This window comes from Neolewinella xylanilytica (genome assembly GCF_002934605.1).
Lineage (GTDB): Bacteria > Bacteroidota > Bacteroidia > Chitinophagales > Saprospiraceae > Neolewinella > Neolewinella xylanilytica.
This window is the reverse complement of record NZ_PTJC01000006.1, coordinates 788,916-805,566: the sequence shown is the minus strand read 5'-3', so window position 1 is coordinate 805,566 and position 16,651 is coordinate 788,916. Positions and strand designations below refer to the sequence as shown.

General features: G+C 60.8%; 13 protein-coding genes. 8 read left to right on the top strand and 5 right to left on the bottom strand.

Annotated elements, in window-relative coordinates:
• Nucleotides 1-205 precede the first annotated feature (205 nt).
• Nucleotides 206-1,135 (top strand): AraC family transcriptional regulator, encoded by a 930-nt coding sequence (locus CLV84_RS12590; protein ID WP_104420144.1) that lies wholly within the window; start codon nucleotides 206-208, stop codon nucleotides 1,133-1,135.
• Here CLV84_RS12590 and CLV84_RS12585 read toward each other — a convergent pair.
• Nucleotides 1,107-1,616, bottom strand: a complete 510-nt coding sequence (locus CLV84_RS12585; protein WP_146088796.1) for a DUF6155 family protein — start codon at nucleotides 1,614-1,616, stop codon at nucleotides 1,107-1,109. The genes CLV84_RS12590 and CLV84_RS12585 overlap by 29 nt on opposite strands.
• 315 nt (nucleotides 1,617-1,931) lie before the next feature.
• Between CLV84_RS12585 and CLV84_RS12580 the strand changes: the two genes are divergently transcribed.
• The 4 genes from CLV84_RS12580 to CLV84_RS12565 all read left to right on the top strand — a co-directional run bounded on the left by CLV84_RS12580 (nucleotide 1,932) and on the right by CLV84_RS12565 (nucleotide 10,563).
• Nucleotides 1,932-3,725 (top strand): vWA domain-containing protein, encoded by a 1,794-nt coding sequence (locus CLV84_RS12580; protein WP_211295252.1) that lies wholly within the window; start codon nucleotides 1,932-1,934, stop codon nucleotides 3,723-3,725.
• Between the two features lie 222 nt (nucleotides 3,726-3,947).
• Complete coding sequence (locus CLV84_RS12575) at nucleotides 3,948-4,478, top strand: YdeI/OmpD-associated family protein (protein WP_104420141.1); 531 nt, start codon at nucleotides 3,948-3,950, stop codon at nucleotides 4,476-4,478.
• A 100-nt stretch (nucleotides 4,479-4,578) separates the two neighbouring features.
• Nucleotides 4,579-7,728 carry a WD40/YVTN/BNR-like repeat-containing protein gene (locus tag CLV84_RS12570; protein ID WP_104420140.1) on the top strand — a complete coding sequence of 1,050 codons (3,150 nt, stop codon included), beginning with the start codon at nucleotides 4,579-4,581 and terminating at the stop codon, nucleotides 7,726-7,728.
• Between the two features lie 27 nt (nucleotides 7,729-7,755).
• Nucleotides 7,756-10,563, top strand: coding sequence for a M16 family metallopeptidase (locus CLV84_RS12565; RefSeq protein ID WP_104420139.1), 2,808 nt, complete (start codon nucleotides 7,756-7,758; stop codon nucleotides 10,561-10,563).
• A 424-nt stretch (nucleotides 10,564-10,987) separates the two neighbouring features.
• On the opposite strand, the gene CLV84_RS12560 is transcribed toward CLV84_RS12565, so the two are convergent.
• Nucleotides 10,988-12,766, bottom strand: a complete 1,779-nt coding sequence (locus CLV84_RS12560) for a DUF885 domain-containing protein (RefSeq protein ID WP_104420138.1) — start codon at nucleotides 12,764-12,766, stop codon at nucleotides 10,988-10,990.
• A gap of 143 nt (nucleotides 12,767-12,909) precedes the next feature.
• Here CLV84_RS12560 and CLV84_RS12555 point away from each other — a divergent pair, with 143 nt between their 5' ends.
• On the top strand, nucleotides 12,910-13,386 hold the full coding sequence (locus CLV84_RS12555; protein ID WP_104420137.1) for a sigma-70 family RNA polymerase sigma factor: 477 nt from the start codon (nucleotides 12,910-12,912) through the stop codon (nucleotides 13,384-13,386).
• Complete coding sequence (locus CLV84_RS12550) at nucleotides 13,383-13,934, top strand: hypothetical protein (protein ID WP_104420136.1); 552 nt, start codon at nucleotides 13,383-13,385, stop codon at nucleotides 13,932-13,934. The genes CLV84_RS12555 and CLV84_RS12550 overlap by 4 nt, the downstream gene beginning before the upstream one ends.
• A gap of 10 nt (nucleotides 13,935-13,944) precedes the next feature.
• Here CLV84_RS12550 and CLV84_RS12545 read toward each other — a convergent pair whose 3' ends face one another.
• Complete coding sequence (locus CLV84_RS12545; RefSeq protein ID WP_104420135.1) at nucleotides 13,945-14,445, bottom strand: GreA/GreB family elongation factor; 501 nt, start codon at nucleotides 14,443-14,445, stop codon at nucleotides 13,945-13,947.
• Nucleotides 14,446-14,556: 111 nt separating this feature from the next.
• Between CLV84_RS12545 and CLV84_RS12540 the strand changes: the two genes are divergently transcribed.
• Entirely contained in the window at nucleotides 14,557-15,393 is an 837-nt protein-coding gene (locus CLV84_RS12540; protein ID WP_104420134.1) for an O-methyltransferase, read from the top strand.
• 36 nt (nucleotides 15,394-15,429) lie between these two features.
• Here CLV84_RS12540 and CLV84_RS12535 read toward each other — a convergent pair whose 3' ends face one another.
• Nucleotides 15,430-15,714 carry a chaperone modulator CbpM gene (locus tag CLV84_RS12535; protein ID WP_104420133.1) on the bottom strand — a complete coding sequence of 95 codons (285 nt, stop codon included), beginning with the start codon at nucleotides 15,712-15,714 and terminating at the stop codon, nucleotides 15,430-15,432.
• 18 nt (nucleotides 15,715-15,732) lie between these two features.
• Entirely contained in the window at nucleotides 15,733-16,650 is a 918-nt protein-coding gene (locus tag CLV84_RS12530) for a DnaJ C-terminal domain-containing protein (RefSeq protein WP_104420132.1), read from the bottom strand.
• Between the last annotated feature and the right edge of the window lies 1 nt (nucleotide 16,651).

Genomic DNA, 16,651 nt, shown 5'->3' with positions numbered 1-16,651 from the left:
TTGGGCGCCGGAGCGCAGGAGAATGCGATTCAGGCAAACCCCCGGGGTGATGAATAGCTAATGTATCCACCCCTTCCCGGAAAGTCTTGCACGATCCTGCAAAAGCATTGCATAATGCTACAATCCTACTTCATTACCCACTTACACCACAATCATATTACGCTTATAGCTTCAACCAATAGTAATAATTCCGTATTCTTGAAGCATGCTGAACGCCGATCACCTGCGCGGAACCGATCTACAAACGCTGGTAGAAAACCGGACGACCTACTGCCTGGACGCCCTGGAGCTGAATCTCTTCGAGACCCACCAGGTAGCCGAAGCCGTTCACCTGCAGTTCGACCAGCCCGTCCTGGCCAGTATGATCCGGGGCCGCAAGATCATGCACCTACGGGAGGACCCCGGCTTTGCCTTCCTCCCCGGCGAGTCAATCCTGCTGCCCGCCCGGGAGCGCATGCGCATCGACTTCCCCGATGCTACCGAGCGGCAGCCCACTAAATGTTTGGCGCTCGCCATTGACGAGGCCGAGGTGAACCAGGTCGTTCAGATGATGAACGACCGACGCCCCCGCACCGACGGGGCGGAATGGACGGCTTCCGACTACAATGTCCACTTCACCCAGCAACCGGCTATCACGCAGCTGCTGCAACGGCTGGTGTTTCTCTGCGCCGAGGATCACCCCAATAAGGACCTATTTGTCCGGATGCACCTGCGCGAATTACTGATCCGGATTATGCAGACGGAATCCCGGCAGTATCACCTGCGTACGGCAACGGACCGGGCCACCCGCAGCCCGCTGGCCGCCGTGATCACCTACGTCCGTAATCACCTCGACGAGAAACTTACCGTAGCCCAGCTCAGCCGCATTGCCTGTATGAGCGAATCGGGCTTTTACCGCGCCTTCCGCAACGAACTGGACTGCTCCCCCGTGGAATTCATCAATCGCGAACGACTCAAACTCGCCGCCAGCCTCCTGCTCGACCCCGATCGCAGCATCCGCGAGGTGGCCCTCCGCTGTGGTTTCAACAGCGTGAGCTACTTCACCCGCAGTTTCGGCGAGCAGTTCGGCCGCAGTCCGGGTGCGTACCAGGAGGAGCAGGTCGTGCTCAGTCTCCCCAGTACCGGCGGAAAGTAGGGCGGAAACTGTAGTGACGATTACGCCGCTGTTGCTCGAACAGCTCGGCCAGTTGACGGGCTCCGTCGGCGAAATACTCCAGCAGGACCTCCGCTTCGGCCATGGCCGCCGCGTCGGCAAAGGCCTTCACCGTACTATCGTGGTAGGCCTCGCTATCGATGCGGCGGGCGGCGATGTATTCGGCCATCAGTTCGGCGCGGTAGAAGTGCAACTCGACCAAGTCCTTCGGATGGATGCTGATCTCGGCGAATTTCTTGATGATCTTCCGCGACTGCGACCGGCCCCGTTTTCCCCGCCCCCGCGCCGGAAAGAAGGACTTGCGCAAATTCGCCTTGTACTTGTCGACTACCCGTTTGGCATCGCCGAGTTCCATCTGGTAGTACTCCTTCAGCACCGGGAAGCGGGCGTACAGGCGCTGCAATTCGTTGCGAAGCTCCTCCTCTTCCAGGTGATTGACGTACTTATTGAAATCGCGTTTCATACTCGCGAAGGTACTCTGGCGCAGAATGGCGGCCATTTTTCGACGTGGCCATCGGTCCCATCGTCCTCCAATGTTAACTCCAGGTTAATTTTTTCACCCTCGTCGGTACGCTAAGTCGTCGGACGACTAGTCGCCCGACGACTAGCGGCGCGACCACTACCCGCGCGACCACTTCTGCCGCGCCGATACCCCCAACATCAGTGAGCACGGATGGTCCATGGCCAACAGGCAATAGCAATGGCGAATCAAGAAAATCAGGTGGTGGGCCTATGCAATTCGTCGGCGGCGTGCATCCATATGAAAAACCACACCGCCGTGAAAAAACTACCCGTCTTCCTACTTTCCCTTTTTGCCCTGCTCTTTTCCGGAGGGCTCGCCGCTTCCACTACCCCGATCACCGGTACGGTAGTTGACGACGATGACGGGCTGCCGCTTATCGGGGTGGCCGTCCACCTGGTTGGCTCGACGATCGGGACCGTATCCGACATTAACGGCTCCTTCAGCCTTACGGTGACCTCCGAAAAGCCGACCGTCCAACTCAAGTTTTCCTATACCGGCTTTCAATCCACGACCGTGAAAGCCAAGCCCGGGGAGGACCTGGGCACCATCCGCCTGTCTTCGGCCGCCACCAATCTGGAGGAAGTGGTGGTTGTCGGCTATGGAGTCCAACGGAGGCGGGATGTCTCTGGCTCTATACAGGGAAAGGTCGCCGGTGTCGCTTTATCAGGCGCTTACCAATCCGGTCACCCGCCCTACGAGCGTGGTAAGCCTGAGCAGTACAACGCCATTGAGGAGAACGGGTGGATAAACGCTTCCGAACAGTCTGTCAGCACGCTCAGCACCGACGTCGACCGGGCCAGCTATGCCAACGTCCGCCGGTTCATCAAAGAAGGGAGCCTGCCCCCCGCTGACGCCGTGCGCAGCGAGGAAATGATCAACTACTTCAACTACGACGATCCGGCGCCGACCGGCCAGGACCCCATTGCCCTGACCACCGAAATAGGTCGTTGCCCCTGGAACGCCGACAACCGACTCCTGCGGGTCGGGCTCCGGGCCCGGGACCTCCCCAGATCGGAATTCCCCCCCGCAAACCTGGTCTTCCTAATCGATGTCTCCGGCAGCATGCAGGGCCCCGACCGACTCCCCCTCCTCAAGCAAAGCCTGATGATGCTCGTTGACCAGCTGCGGCCTGAGGATAAGCTGTCCATCGTCGTCTACGCCGGTGCGGCCGGTCTTGTCCTCCCACCCACCCCGGGCGACCGGGGCAGCGTGATCCGCGAGGCCCTGGAACAACTCAGCGCCGGGGGCAGCACGGCCGGTGGTGCCGGTATCCAGCTGGCCTACCAGACTGCACTGGAAAACTTCATTCCGGGCGGAAACAACCGGGTTATTCTGGCCACCGACGGTGACTTCAACGTGGGCACCCAAGACCAGAACGGACTCGTCAAGCTCATTGAAAGCAAGCGCGAATCCGGCGTCTACCTCACCGTTCTCGGCTTCGGGCGTGGCAATTACCAGGGCGGCACCATGCAGGAACTCGCCGACCGCGGCAACGGCAATCACGCCTACATCGACGGCGTCCTGGAAGCCAAGAAAACGCTGATCGAAGAATTCGGCGGCACGCTGGTCACCGTGGCCAAGGATGTAAAGGTCCAGCTGGCATTCGACCCGAAGCAAGTCGCCGCCTACCGGCTCATCGGCTACGAGAATCGGCTACTCGACGAGGAAGACTTCGACGATGACACCAAGGATGCCGGCGAGATGGGCGCCGGCCACCGCGTGACCGTGCTCTACGAGATCGTTCCCGCCGGTCGCGGTACCGGAGACCTGGGCCAACTGCGCGTCCGCTATAAAGCGCCCGAAGGCGGCTATTCCAGAAAGATGACGCAGCCCGTGTCCGCCGGTCCGGAAAACCCGTCCAATGACCTGGCCTGGGCCGCTGCCGTCGCCGAGTTCGCCATGCTGCTACGCGACAGCGAATACCAGGGCACGGCGAACTACACCGACTGTATCGCCCGGGCCCGTGCGGCCCGCGGGGAGGACCACAAAGGCTACCGCGCTGAAATGATCGGCCTGATGGAACAAGCTTCCGGAATGGCTAAGAAGTAGCCTCCCCCTTTGGCGCGCCGTAAACCTAACTAGCAACTTTAACTAACCCATGTTAACTCCAGGTTAATTTTCAGACCCTCGTCGGTAGGCTAAGTGGTCGGACGACTAGTCGTCCGACCACTAGTGGCGCGACCAATACTCGTCCGACCATTAGCGGTTGGACCAAACGCGGCGCGACCACTACTCGCGCGACCAATACCGGCGCGACCACTACATTCGGCCATGCCCACGCTTACCCTGCCCCTCACCCGCGCCGAAGACGGCACCCAGTACGCCGGTGTCTACGCTACCGTATTCCTGATCCCCGCCCCGGCCATCGTCGACATCCTGGCGCGGGAAAAGAATGCCAACCGGGTCATCTGCCGCATCAACGACGAAGGGGAGGTCCACGTCGGGCTCATGCACGACGGGCAGGGCGGCTATTTTATGACCGTGAACCAACAGCTCTGTAAGCAGTACGGTCTGGAAGTCGGCGATGAAGTGCAACTGGAGTTCCGGCCCGACGATAGCGAATACGGGATCCCGGTACCCAAAGAAGCCAGGGAGCTGTGGGATCTCGACCCGGAAGCGCGCACCGTCTTCCATCAGCTCACGCCGGGCCAACAGCGCGGACTGCTCTACCTGATCGACAAACTGAAGCGGCCGGAAAGCCGGGCCAAGAAGGCCGTCCAGATCCACGAGTACCTGAAGTCGGTGGACGGAAAGCTCGACTACCGCCAACTCAACGCGTACATCAAGGCGGATAACCGGTAGCGACGACCACCGGAATACCTACGGCCCCTAATGGCGGATTTCTCTTCTCCTGCGCCCCGGCGCAATAGGCAACGCACTATCTTACTGGCAAATTGAGACGATGAAATCAACCGCTACCCTGCTCGTTTTGCTGTGCTTTTTGGTCTCCCAGGCGCTCCCGGCGCAGGGGGCGGCCGATACTAGCCGCAGCGAACGCTACAAAAGCCTCGAATTCCGCAACATCGGACCCTACCGGGGCGGACGGACCAACGCCGTCACCGGCGTGCCCGGCCAGCCGCTGCGCTACTACTTCGGGGGCGTGGGCGGCGGCATCTTCCGTAGCGACGATGCGGGGCAGAGCTGGCGCAACATCTCCGACGGACAGCTCAATACCGGTTCCATCGGCGCCTTGGTAATAGCGCCCAGCGACCCCAACGTCATTTATGCGGGTACCGGCGAGCACGCCGTACGGGGCGTGATGACCTCGGCCGGCGACGGGGTATATAAATCCGTCGACGGCGGCGATACCTGGACCCATATCGGACTGGAAGACAGCCGCCACATCTCCGAAATTATCGTCCACCCCTCCGACCCCGACCACCTCTACGTAGCCGTGCAGGGCGCGGTGCACGGCGACAGCGAAGTCCGCGGCATCTACCGCAGCACCGACGGCGGCGCGAACTGGGAAAAACTGTTCTACGTCGACGCCACCACCGGAGCGGCCGACCTCAGCATGGACCCCTCCAACCCCCGCATCCTCTACGCCGGCATGTGGGACCACCGCCGCTACCCCTGGCAGGTGCGCAGCGGCGGACCGGGCAGCGGCATCTACAAGTCCACCGACGGCGGCGACAACTGGGAACGGCTCACTGAAGGCTTGCCCGACACCCTGGGCAAAGTGGCCGTGTCTGTCAGCCCGGCCATGCCGAACCGCATCTACGCCAACATCGAAGCCGAAGGCGACAAGGGCGGCGTCTACCGCTCCGACGACGGCGGCAAAAACTGGCGGCAGGTGAACAGCGACCGCGTAACGGTAGCCCGGGCCTGGTACTACATCGAGATCTTCGCCGACCCGGTCAACCCGAACGAAGTATACGTACTCAATGCCCCCGTGCTGCACAGCATCGACGGCGGCGCCTCCTTCTCCACCATCTCCGTGAACCACGGCGACCAGCACGACCTCTGGATCAACCCCGAGAATCCGGACAATATGATCCTGGGTAACGACGGCGGGGCCGCGATCACCTTTAACGGCGGCAAGAGCTGGAGCACGCAGAATAATCAGCCCACCGCCCAGTTCTACCGGGTCATCGCCGACGAGCAGGTGCCTTACCGCATCTACGGCGGCCAGCAGGACAACACCGCCGTCGACATCGTCAGCCGGACGCGCGGCGGCGGCATCGGCACCTCCGACTGGCACGCTACGGCGGGCGGGGAAAGTGCCTTCCTGGCCTTCGACCCGAAGAACCCGCGCTACGTGATGGGCGGTAGCTACCAGGGCAACGTCTCGGTGTACGACTCCGAAACCGGCACTGAGGTCGACGTGATGGCCACCCCCGTCGCCGGCCTCGCTACCCCCCCCTCGGAAATGAAGTACCGCTTCAACTGGAACGCGCCCATCGTGACCTCCCCCCAGGACCCGAGCGTGTTTTACCATGGCGGGAATAAGGTCCTGAAGTCCACCGACCTGGGCCGCAGCTGGACCGAGATCAGCCCCGACCTGACGCGCAACGATACCACCAAGCTGGTCGACGGCGGTGCGCCCTTCACCAACGAAGGCGCCGGCGGGGAGATCTACGGCACCATTACGTACATGATCGCCAGCCCCCACCAGGCCGGCGAACTCTGGGTGGGCACCGACGACGGCCGCGTCTGGGTAACCCGCAATGAGGGCGGCGACTGGACGGAGATCACCCCGAAAAATATGGGCGAAAAGCTGGTGCACGCCATCGAGGTGTCCCCGACTAATCCAGGGACAGCCTACCTCGCGGTGACTAACTATAAATTCGACGACTTCACGCCGGAGGCCTACAAAACGACGAACTACGGGAAGTCCTGGGAGTCCATCGGCGAAGGCTTCGGCGAGGAAGAGTTCGTCCGCGTGATCCGCGAAGACCCCAAACGCCCGGAACTGCTCTACGCCGGCAGCGAACGGGGGCTCTACCTCTCCTTCGACGGCGGGGAAAGCTGGGAAAAGCCCCGCTTCAACTTACCGGACGTTCCCATCCTGGACCTGGCCATCCGCGACAACGACCTGATCGTGGCCACCTCCGGCCGTGCCTTCTGGGTACTAGACGACCTGAGCGCGCTCCAGCAGACGGCCGGCACCATGCCCGACGATCTGACCCTCTTCGAGCCGAAGCCCACGTACCGGTATACCCTCAGCTCCGGCGGTGGCATGGAAGCAGGCGAGGGACAAAACGTCGCCAGCGGAGTCATCTTCGACTACTACCTCCCTACAGAGATGGACACCACCGAAGTGACCCTAGCGGTACTCAACGCCAACGGCGCGGTCATCCGCCAGTACAGCAGCCAACCGAAAAAAGGGAAGAGCTGGCCCGGTGGCCCCCCAGCCCCTACGGCGCTCCCGACCCAGGCAGGCTTCAACCGCTTCAACTGGGACCTGCGCCGCGAAACGCTGCCCGCGGTCGACGGCATCTTCGTCCTGGGCGATTACCGCGGCGGGCTCGTGGCTCCGGGCACCTATACCCTGCGCCTGGCTACTCCAGCGGATACGGTCACCACCAAAGTGGACATCCTGGCCGACCCGAATCTGGGCGCCAAAGCGCAGGAGTTCGCCGCCCAGGAGGCAATCCTGACCGATGCCGAGGATGCGGCCCGGGACATTCACCGCTCGGTCACGCGCCTCCGCCGGGTACGGGCGCAGGTGAAAGCACTCAACGAGAACCTGGCCGAGACGTCCGGTACGGATGCCCTGGTCCGGAAGGGGAAGGACATCATCCAGCGCATTACCGCATGGGAAGAAAACCTGATCCAACCCAATCAAAAGACCTTTCAGGACGTGGTCAACTTCCCGAACCGCCTGAACGCCGAGTTCATGAGCCTGAAGAGCCGGGTCGACGGGCCGGTGCCGGTGGTGACCCGGGGCGCGAAAGAACGCCTGGAAGAACTCCAAACCGACTGGCGCAACTACCGCCAGGTGCTGGATCGCATCATCGATGAGGATGTTGCCGGATACAACGCCACCTACCGCGAGCTACAACTGCCGGCGATTATCATCCCGCCCGCCGACGAAGCAACAATGCGGTAGCTTTACCGTCACCCAAAAGACCGCCAAATGAAATGCTTCCTGACCTTGCTTGCCGTCAGCCTCTTCGTCCTGCCGTGTACGGGACAGGCGATCGATAGCAGTAGCTTTACCGTTCCCTTCACGAAATTCAGTCTGGACAACGGCCTGGAGGTAGTCCTGCACGTGGACACGTCCGACCCCGTGGTGGCCGTGGCGCTGACTGCCCACGTCGGTTCGGCGCGGGAAAAGGAGGGGCGTACCGGATTCGCCCACCTCTTCGAGCACCTGCTCTTCCTGGAGTCGGAAAACCTGGGGAAAGGCGGACTGGATAAAATGAGTGCCCGCATCGGGGGTAGCGGAGCGAACGGTTCCACCAGCCGCGACCGCACGAACTACTTCCAGACCGTTCCGAGCGATGCCCTGGAAAAGATGATCTGGGCCGAGGCGGACAAACTGGGATGGTTTATCAATACCGTGACGGAGCCCGTCCTGGCGAAGGAGAAACAGGTAGTCAAGAATGAGAAGCGGCAGAGCGTGGACAACCGGCCCTACGGCCACAACAACTACGTGATCGACAAGAACCTCTACCCCGCCGGCCATCCCTACAGCTGGCAGGTGATCGGCTCGCTGGAGGACCTGCAAAACGCCACGCTGGCCGACGTGAAGGAGTTCTTCCGTCGCTGGTACGTACCGAACAATGTGACGTTGGTGATCAGCGGTGATTTCGACCCCGCCCGGGCCCGCCGCCTCGTAGAAAAATACTTCGCGGAAATCCCCGCCGGCGACCCCATCGAGCCGCTTCCGCCCCAACCCGCCGACCTGGACCAAAGCGTGCGGCTATCCCACGAAGACAACTTTGCGCGGCTACCGCAACTCACGATGGTGTGGCCCACCGTACCCCAGTACACCCCCGATGCTTACGCGCTCGACGTACTGTTGCAGTACCTCTCGGATGGTAAGGAAGCCCCGCTGAACCAGGTGATCGTGGAAGAAAAAAAGCTGGCCCCCGAGGTCAACTTCTACGGCTACAACTCCGAGCTGGCCGGTGATGCCCGGCTTCAGGTACGTGCCTTCGCCGATACTCCCCTGGATTCGGTGAACGCCGCGGTACAGCAGGCTTTCACCCGCTTCGAGCGGGAGGGTATCCCCGCCGCCGACCTGCAGCGCATCAAGGCCGGACAGGAAACCCAGTTCTACGCCGGCTTATCGAGCGTGCTGGGCAAAGGGTTTCAACTGGCCCAGTACAATATTTTCGCCGGCGATCCGGGATTCGTGGAAGACGACATCCAAAACATCCTGGACGTGTCAGCGGATGACGTACGCCGGGTCTTCGAAACGTACATCCAGGAAAAACCCTACGTGGCCACGAGCTTCGTACCCCTCGGACAGCCCGATCTGGTCCTGTCCGGCAGTACCCGGGCCGAAGTCGTGGAAGAGAAAATAGAAACCGGTGCCGAGGAAGAAGTGGATCCATCGGTAACGGCCGAATACAGCCCAACTCCCTCCACTTTCGACCGGTCGGAAGAACCCGCTTTTGGCGAGGAATTACGCATCACGACCCCGGAGATCTGGCAGCGGGAACTCGCTAATGGCCTCAACGTATACGGTGTTGAGAACGACGAGGTGCCGCTGGTCTACTTCACGCTGGTGATCGATGGCGGGCAACTCCGCGATTCGCTGGTTAAGCCCGGCGTCGCCTACTTCCTGGCCGAGATGATGACCCGCGGAACGAAAACCAAGACGCCGGCGGAGCTCGAAAATGCCATCGAACTACTTGGTGCCAGCATCACCGTCCGGGCGGGAACTGAATCGATCACCGTTTCCGGCACGACCCTGGCCCGCAATTACCCCGCCACGATCGATTTACTCACGGAAATCCTGCTGGAACCCCGGTGGGACGTTGAAGAAATAGAGCTCGTCCGCCTGGAAACCCTCAGCCGGCTGGAGCAGGACAACGCCGAGCCCAACGCGATCGCGGGCAACGAGTGGGATAAGTTGCTGTACGCGGAGAACGACATTCGCAGCCGCAACATCCGGGGAACGAAGGCTTCCGTAGCGGCCATCACCATGGCGGACCTGCAAACCTACTACGAGCGCTTCCTTTCGCCCTCCGCCAGCAACTTCCACCTGGTAGGCGCGCTCGACGAGGCCGAGGCCATCACCGCCTTGGAGGACCTCACGGATCGGTGGGAGGCGAAGGAAGTCCCGGCCATAGACTGGCCCGCCGTCCCTGTCATCGATACCGCACGAGTGTATTTCTACGACGTTCCGGGGGCCAAACAGTCCGTGCTGCGGATCGGCAACCCCGCCCTGGCGGCGACGGACGATGACTACTATCCTGCCACCGTAATGAATTACATCCTCGGCGGCGGCGGCTTCGCTTCCCGGCTCACCCAGGAACTGCGGGAAGGCAAGGGCTATACCTACGGCATCGGTTCAAGATTCAACGGTACGGCGGACTCCGGAACCTTTCAGATTAGCACCGGAGTACGGAGCAACGTGACACTCGAAGCAACGGAGGCCATCAAGGCCATCCTGGAAGGTTACCCCGACACCTTCACCGAACAGGATCTGGAAACCACGCAGAGCTTTCTCACCCGGTCTAACGCCCGCGCTTTTGAAACGGCGGGCGCCAAGCTTGGCATTCTCGAAAACCTCAGTGCCTACGACTGGGAGGTCGATTACCTATCCAAGCGGGAAGCCACCGTGCGGGCTATGACCCGCGACCGGATCCATCAACTCGCCTCCACTTACCTGCAACCCGAGCGGATGATCTGGTTGATTGTGGGTGACGCGGAAACGCAGTTGCCCCGGCTCAGTGAGCTGGGATTTGGGGAGCCGGTTAAGCTGAACTAAAGCGTTCGAGCCATTAACGGACATCACCTCGACCTGAAAGGTCTCAACCTTGGATTCCACTCGACCCGTGAATATTCCAGGATCGAACGCCCTCCGGACGGAGATAGCAATCCACACAGCTCGACCTGGAAGGTCTCAACCTTGGAACGCAGTGGCGGTTTGCGACAATCCAGGGTCGAGCGCCCTCCGGGCCGAGATAGCAACCTACACCTCTCGACTTGGAAGGTCTAAACTTTGGATTACACTCGACCCGTGAATATTCCAGGATCGAACGCCCTCCGGACCGAGATAGCAACCCACTTCTCCCGACTAGGAAAGTCTCGACCTTAGATTACACTCGACCCGTGAACGTTCCATGACCGAGCGCCCGCTGAACCGACATCGCCTACGGCTATCATGCCCAATTAAGGCTCACTCCTCATTCTTACGCCCCCGCAATCCATTCCTCCACCTTCTTCTCCAAAACCGCCAACGGCAGACAGCCACCCTCCAGCACCAGATCGTGGAACGCCTTGATGTCGAAGGCATCGCCAAAAGCCTCCTCGGCACGGGCGCGCAACTCCCTGATCTTCAGCTGGCCGACCTTGTAACTCAGCGCCTGGGCGGGCATGGCCATGTAGCGCTCGATCTCGGCCACGATGCTGGCCTCGCTTTCGGCCTCGTTCTCCAGGCTGTACTGGATGGCCCGTTCCCGGCTCCACCCTTTGCTGTGGATACCGGTATCGACCACGAGCCGGATGGCCCGGTGCATTTCCGCGCTTAGCATGCCGAAATACTGATAGGGATCTTCGTATAGCCCTAATTCCTTGCCCAGACTTTCGGCGTAGAGGGCCCAACCCTCCCCGTAGGCACTGTACCAAAGGTTACGGCGGAAGGCGGGCAACGACTCGTTTTCCTGCTGCAAGCTGAACTGGTAATGGTGACCGGGAATAGCCTCGTGCAAAAACAGGTCTTCGTCGCTGAAGACATTGTATTCCTCTACCTCCGGGATCGGGACGTAGAAGATACCCGGGCGCGAGCCGTCCTGACTGCCGGGGTTGTACTCCGCCGATGCACTGGCTTCCCGGAAGGCTTCGGTACGCCGCACTTCGAATTCCGTCTTCGGAGTCTTGTTGAAGAGCCGATCGAGCTGGGGCTGCATGCGCTCGTGGATGGCCTCGAAGTTAGCGATCACTTCCTGCGGATCGTCGAAGGGCATGAGGTCGGCATTCGTTCGCACGTAGTCGAAGAACGCTTGCAGATCGCCCTCGAATCCGACCTTCGCTTTGATGCCCTCCATTGCTTCGCGGATGCGCGCTACTTCGCTCAGGCCCAACTCGTGGATCTCGTCGGCCGTCATGTCCGTCGTGGTGTATAGCTTGATCAGGTAGTTGTAGTAGGCCTCCCCCTTTGGCAGAGCATCGATCCCGCTGGTTTCCCGTGCCTGGGGAACGTATTCTTCCCGGACATAGGTGGCCAGATCCGTGAAGAGCGGAATCATGCGCTGCCCGACCATGCCCCGGAAGGCGCCCTGCAGTCGTTCCCGCTCCTCGGTGGGGAAGGTGTCGGGGATCCTATTTGCCGGACCGAAAAAAAGGTGCTCCTCCACGGGCTCGGCTGCCAGTGATTCCAACTGCGGCAACAATTTGAGGGCCAGGGAGCGGGGCAGTAAGTAGCCCCGGGCCGCCCCCCTTTCCATGTTCACCCGGGCGGTATCCATCATCACGGCGAAGTCCTCGGCCCGCGCCAGCCAGTTATCGTAATCTTCCACGGTCTCGAACGGCTGGGCGCCCGCGCCGCTGGCCAGTTGCCCGATCATCAGGTGGGGCCCGGTGAACTGGTCCAGCGGGAGCAGCTGGGTAGCGAAGTCCGCCCCCTGCAGCGCGATGTTGAGCTCCCACTTCAGGACGTCGTAGCTCACCTGATCCGTGGCGCCGAGAACTGACCGATCCACCTGATTGAGCTGGTTGAGGTAGTCTTGGTAGAAGCCGCGGCTCTCCGCCTTGTATTCGTCGGTCAGGCTGTTAGGAAGGCGGTCGTTGTAGCGGTCATCACCGAGCATGGTCGCCTCCAGGGGGTTGAGCTGGAGCCGCCCCTCCTGGTAGGAGGTCAGCAGCGCTTCGAAGGCAGCCTCCGCCGGGGCATCCGTTTCCCGTTCCGTTTCGGGTGGATCACTTTCGCAGGCGAAAAAAGCAAGGCATAACAGGACGATCAGGAAGCGCATAGGGAAGGTAGTTATCGTAGAAGCAGCCAGAGGCGGGCGCCGGCGCGCAGGAAATCAGGGTATCTCCGGTCGGAACACTTCACACTAAAGAAAATCCATGCCAAATGTAAGATTTCACCGCTTTCAGCAACTTACCAGTCACTATGCTAAGCGAAGAAAGCTTTTTACAGTGCTTGAACCGGCACCGGGGCATCCTGCTGAAGGTCAGCCGGATCTACGCCGACCGCCCGGAAGACCGGCGGGACCTGCAACAGGAAATCACGTACCAGCTGTGGAAGGCCTATCCCACTTACCGGGGCGATAGTCCCTTCAGCACCTGGATGTACCGGGTGGCGCTGAATACCGCGCTCGGCGGCTACCGCCGCCGGACGCTCCGGCTATTCTTCCCGGACAAGCTTCCGGATGCTCCGGATACCGGGACCGAAGACCCGTCCCTCACCCGTCTCTTCGCCGCGATTAGACAACTGCCCCGTTCCGATCGGGCACTCCTGGCCTTGTATCTCGATGATTTGTCGCTGTCGGAGATCGGGGAGGTGCTGGGCATAACCGCCAATAACGCCGGCGTAAAGCTGCACCGCGCCAAAGCCAAACTCAAAATCATTTTAAATCCCCCGTCATGAACCTGGAATCCGCTAAGCAAAACTGGCAACAAATCGACAAAGACATCCCCCCACTCCTCCCCGCCGATCACCTGGAAGTCCGCTGGTCTCACCCCGCGCTCCGGGCACTGCGGCGACAACTCCTTTTCGAAGGTGGGTGCTGGTCATTTTTTCTCATCCTGTTCTATTCCGGGCTGGACGGAGATCAGCGGCCCTGGGGCTGGACGGCGGCATTGGGGTTGAGCTTGGTCTTGCTGATTCTCCACGCGATCGTTGGCTACCGACTGGCCGGTCGTCCGGTCGGGGCGATGCCCCTCTACCAGGCAATGGCGGAGCAAATCCGAACCATTCGCCGGTATAGCTGGCTGTCGATCGGGTTACGCATCCTTACCCTGCTAATTCTTTTCGGTTTCCTGTTATCGTACGTACCTGCTCTTTGGAATACACCCCGTCTATGGGCGATCGGTACCATCGTGGTGTGGACTGCCGTCGCCCTGTTTATTCATTATCGGCTCTGGCGCGGCCGGATTAACGCATTGCAAACTACGCTCGACGAACTGAAAGCGTAGCCTCCGGAGCCTAATAGGCGATTTCCAGCACCTCGAGCTTCCGCACCTCATTACCCAGGCGAAAATCCGCGCGCTCCCCTACCCGCAGGCCGGTGATCGCCTGAGCGATAGGCGCGGTGAAGCTGATTTTCTTCTCCCGCACGTTGGCTTCGTCCACGCCAACGATCTGAAATTCCTGCTTCCGGTTGCCGGGTTGCTGCAGCAGCCTGACCCGCGCGCCGAAGCGGACCTCGTCTTGCGGCTGCTCACCGGGATCGAGCACCCGCGCACTCGATATGCGTTGGCTGAGCAGGTTGAGCTTGCCGTCGATAACGGTAGCGGCCCGACGGCGCTCGTCCTCATTATCGCCCGATAGTTGCGACTTATCCGCCTCCAGCGCATCGCGTTCGTCTTGCAGAGCCCGTAAACCGGCGGGCGTGACGTAATTGGTGGCCCCCACGGGCAGCGGCGGGCGGAGCGGTATGATGGGTAGGGTTTCCTGGTCGGATTCTTTGACAAAGCCTCTTGACATGATCGTTGGTGTTTTCTATTTCTATTGCTAACGGAAGCGGGTGGCAGGGAGTTCCCGAAAGCCGGTGGTCGTCGGCGGGTTCCGCGGCAAATTGCGGTATCATTGCACCCGATGGCCGAACACCTCCGCTACTGGTTTTTCCGCATTACATCCGCCCTGCGGTGGTACTTCCGCGCGCAAACCCGCTACGACGTGCACTCTCCCTTCCTGAGCGCTTTTGTCCGGGAGGTGTATCATGACCGACGGAGCTACTACGCATTCGGGCTAATCGATCGGATCCGAAGCTATTGGTCCGGGCAGGAACAAGCGGTCAGGCTACTCGAACTGGGAGCACCGAGCAAGACAACCACCGAACTTCGGCGAAGCGCCGCCAGCCTGGTACGCACGAACGCGATAGGCGACGCATCCGGCCGCCTGCTGTTTCGGATGTGTTTGTGGCTCAAACCGCAGCGGATCGTCGAGTTCGGGACCAATGCCGGGATATCTACGCTGTATCTGCACCTGGCCGACACCCGCACACCGCTACAGACGGTCGAAGGCAATCCGGAAGTTGCCGAGCTGGCCCGCACCACCTTTTCCAGGGCAGGGGCTACTCCTTCCCTGTCCCTGTTCAACGAGCGGTTTTCGGACTGGCTGGAGGCGCGGGAGAACGGGGATAGCAAACGGACCCTCTTCTTTCTGGACGGCGATCACCGCCGCGAACCGACCATCGCGTACGTACGGGCCATGCTCAAGCGGTCTACGACGGAGAGCGTATTCGTAGTGGCCGATATCCACTGGTCGAAGGAGATGGAAGCTGCTTGGGAAGCGTTAGAGCGGTTACCCGAAGTGACGGCTACCCTGGACCTCTACCATTTCGGGCTGCTTTTCTTCCGGTCCGAACTGAATGGTCCGCGCCTCACGCTTATCCCTACCCGGTTTAAGCCCTGGCGGATAGGCTTTTTTTAGGGGTTCCTTGTCCGTCGAAACGAGGATGCCGTGACCTCATTCGTAGTCGTCCCAATCCTCCACTTCCCCCCGGCGTGCATACTCGATCCGGTCGAGCAACCGCAGGATGATGTCGATCCCGGCGGCGTTGACCCCCAGTTCGTTGTGCAAGCGGAGCGCCCGTTCGATGCGGGGTACCTGGGTTTCGGGAATGAGGATCACCTCGGTCGGTGTTTGTACTTCGAAGATGCCGTGGTCCAGAAATTCTTTGATCACGACGGTCTCGCACTGATGGAAGGTGCAGAACTGCTCGATGGTGATGTAGGCTACTCCGGAATTCATATGCTTCGGTTGTCTTGGCTAGCGACCGGCCAGTCGCTCAAAGGTTTCCTTTTCTTCCCCGGACAGGCTTGCGGGGAGTCGGACGGTCAGCTCCAGGTAGAGATCGCCGCTCGCCTGCCCCTTGTATTCGGGTAGCCCCTTGCCCTTCAATCGTACCCGTTTTCCGTTGGGTGTGTTTGCCGCTACCGGAAGATTTACCGCCCCGGTGGGCGTATCGACGGTGATTTTCCCCCCGAGGAGCATCGTGTATAGATCGACCTCTACCGACTTATACAGGTCGGCTCCTTCGCGCCGGTAGGCGGGCGGTGTGTTTACCCGGAAGGTGATGAAAAGATCACCGGCGGGACCGCCCCCGGCACCGGGACTTCCTTGTCCGCGCAGCCGAAGGGTTTGTCCGTCCTCCACCCCGGCCGGAATGGTTACCCGGAGTTGCTTGCCGTTAACCGTGAGGATCTGCTTATTGTCTTCCAGCACATCCTGCAGGTCGACGTGTAGTTCGGCCTCGATGTCTCGCCCCCGGAAGGCTCTACTTTGGCCGCCAAACCTTGCACCCGCGCCCCCGCCGCCAAACATATCGCGGAAAAAGTCCGAAAAGTCAGCTCCTTCGCCGCCGGAGGTGTAGGTATACTCCCCGCCGAAGGGATTGCCGCCGGCAAATCCGCCCGTGGCATTCCCCCGTTGTTGACGGGCCTGCTCGAAAGCCTCGGCGTGCTCCCAATCCTTGCCGTACTTATCGTATTTGGCGCGTTTTTCCGGGTCGGAAAGCACGGCGTACGCCTCGTTGACAGCCTTGAACTTTTGCTCCGCCTCCGCGTCGTCGGGCGCTACGTCGGGGTGGTACTTCCGGGCCAGCTTCCGAAATGCTTTTTTCAGTTGCTTTTCGTCGGCGGTTTTATCGACGCCGAGCGTCTGGTAGTAATCAATGAATTGGGCCATG

Excerpts from the sequence above, each read along its gene's own strand:
- CLV84_RS12530 (WP_104420132.1), bottom strand. The coding sequence starts at position 16,650 with ATGGCCCAATTCATTGATTACTACCAGACGCTCGGCGTCGATAAAACC.
- CLV84_RS12590 (WP_104420144.1), top strand. The coding sequence starts at position 206 with ATGCTGAACGCCGATCACCTGCGCGGAACCGATCTACAAACGCTGGTA.
- CLV84_RS12545 (WP_104420135.1), bottom strand. The coding sequence starts at position 14,445 with ATGTCAAGAGGCTTTGTCAAAGAATCCGACCAGGAAACCCTACCCATC.
- CLV84_RS12585 (WP_146088796.1), bottom strand. The coding sequence starts at position 1,616 with ATGAAACGCGATTTCAATAAGTACGTCAATCACCTGGAAGAGGAGGAG.
- CLV84_RS12575 (WP_104420141.1), top strand. The coding sequence starts at position 3,948 with ATGCCCACGCTTACCCTGCCCCTCACCCGCGCCGAAGACGGCACCCAG.
- CLV84_RS12535 (WP_104420133.1), bottom strand. The coding sequence starts at position 15,714 with ATGAATTCCGGAGTAGCCTACATCACCATCGAGCAGTTCTGCACCTTC.
- CLV84_RS12540 (WP_104420134.1), top strand. The coding sequence starts at position 14,557 with ATGGCCGAACACCTCCGCTACTGGTTTTTCCGCATTACATCCGCCCTG.
- CLV84_RS12555 (WP_104420137.1), top strand. The coding sequence starts at position 12,910 with ATGCTAAGCGAAGAAAGCTTTTTACAGTGCTTGAACCGGCACCGGGGC.
- CLV84_RS12565 (WP_104420139.1), top strand. The coding sequence starts at position 7,756 with ATGAAATGCTTCCTGACCTTGCTTGCCGTCAGCCTCTTCGTCCTGCCG.
- CLV84_RS12560 (WP_104420138.1), bottom strand. The coding sequence starts at position 12,766 with ATGCGCTTCCTGATCGTCCTGTTATGCCTTGCTTTTTTCGCCTGCGAA.
- CLV84_RS12570 (WP_104420140.1), top strand. The coding sequence starts at position 4,579 with ATGAAATCAACCGCTACCCTGCTCGTTTTGCTGTGCTTTTTGGTCTCC.
- CLV84_RS12550 (WP_104420136.1), top strand. The coding sequence starts at position 13,383 with ATGAACCTGGAATCCGCTAAGCAAAACTGGCAACAAATCGACAAAGAC.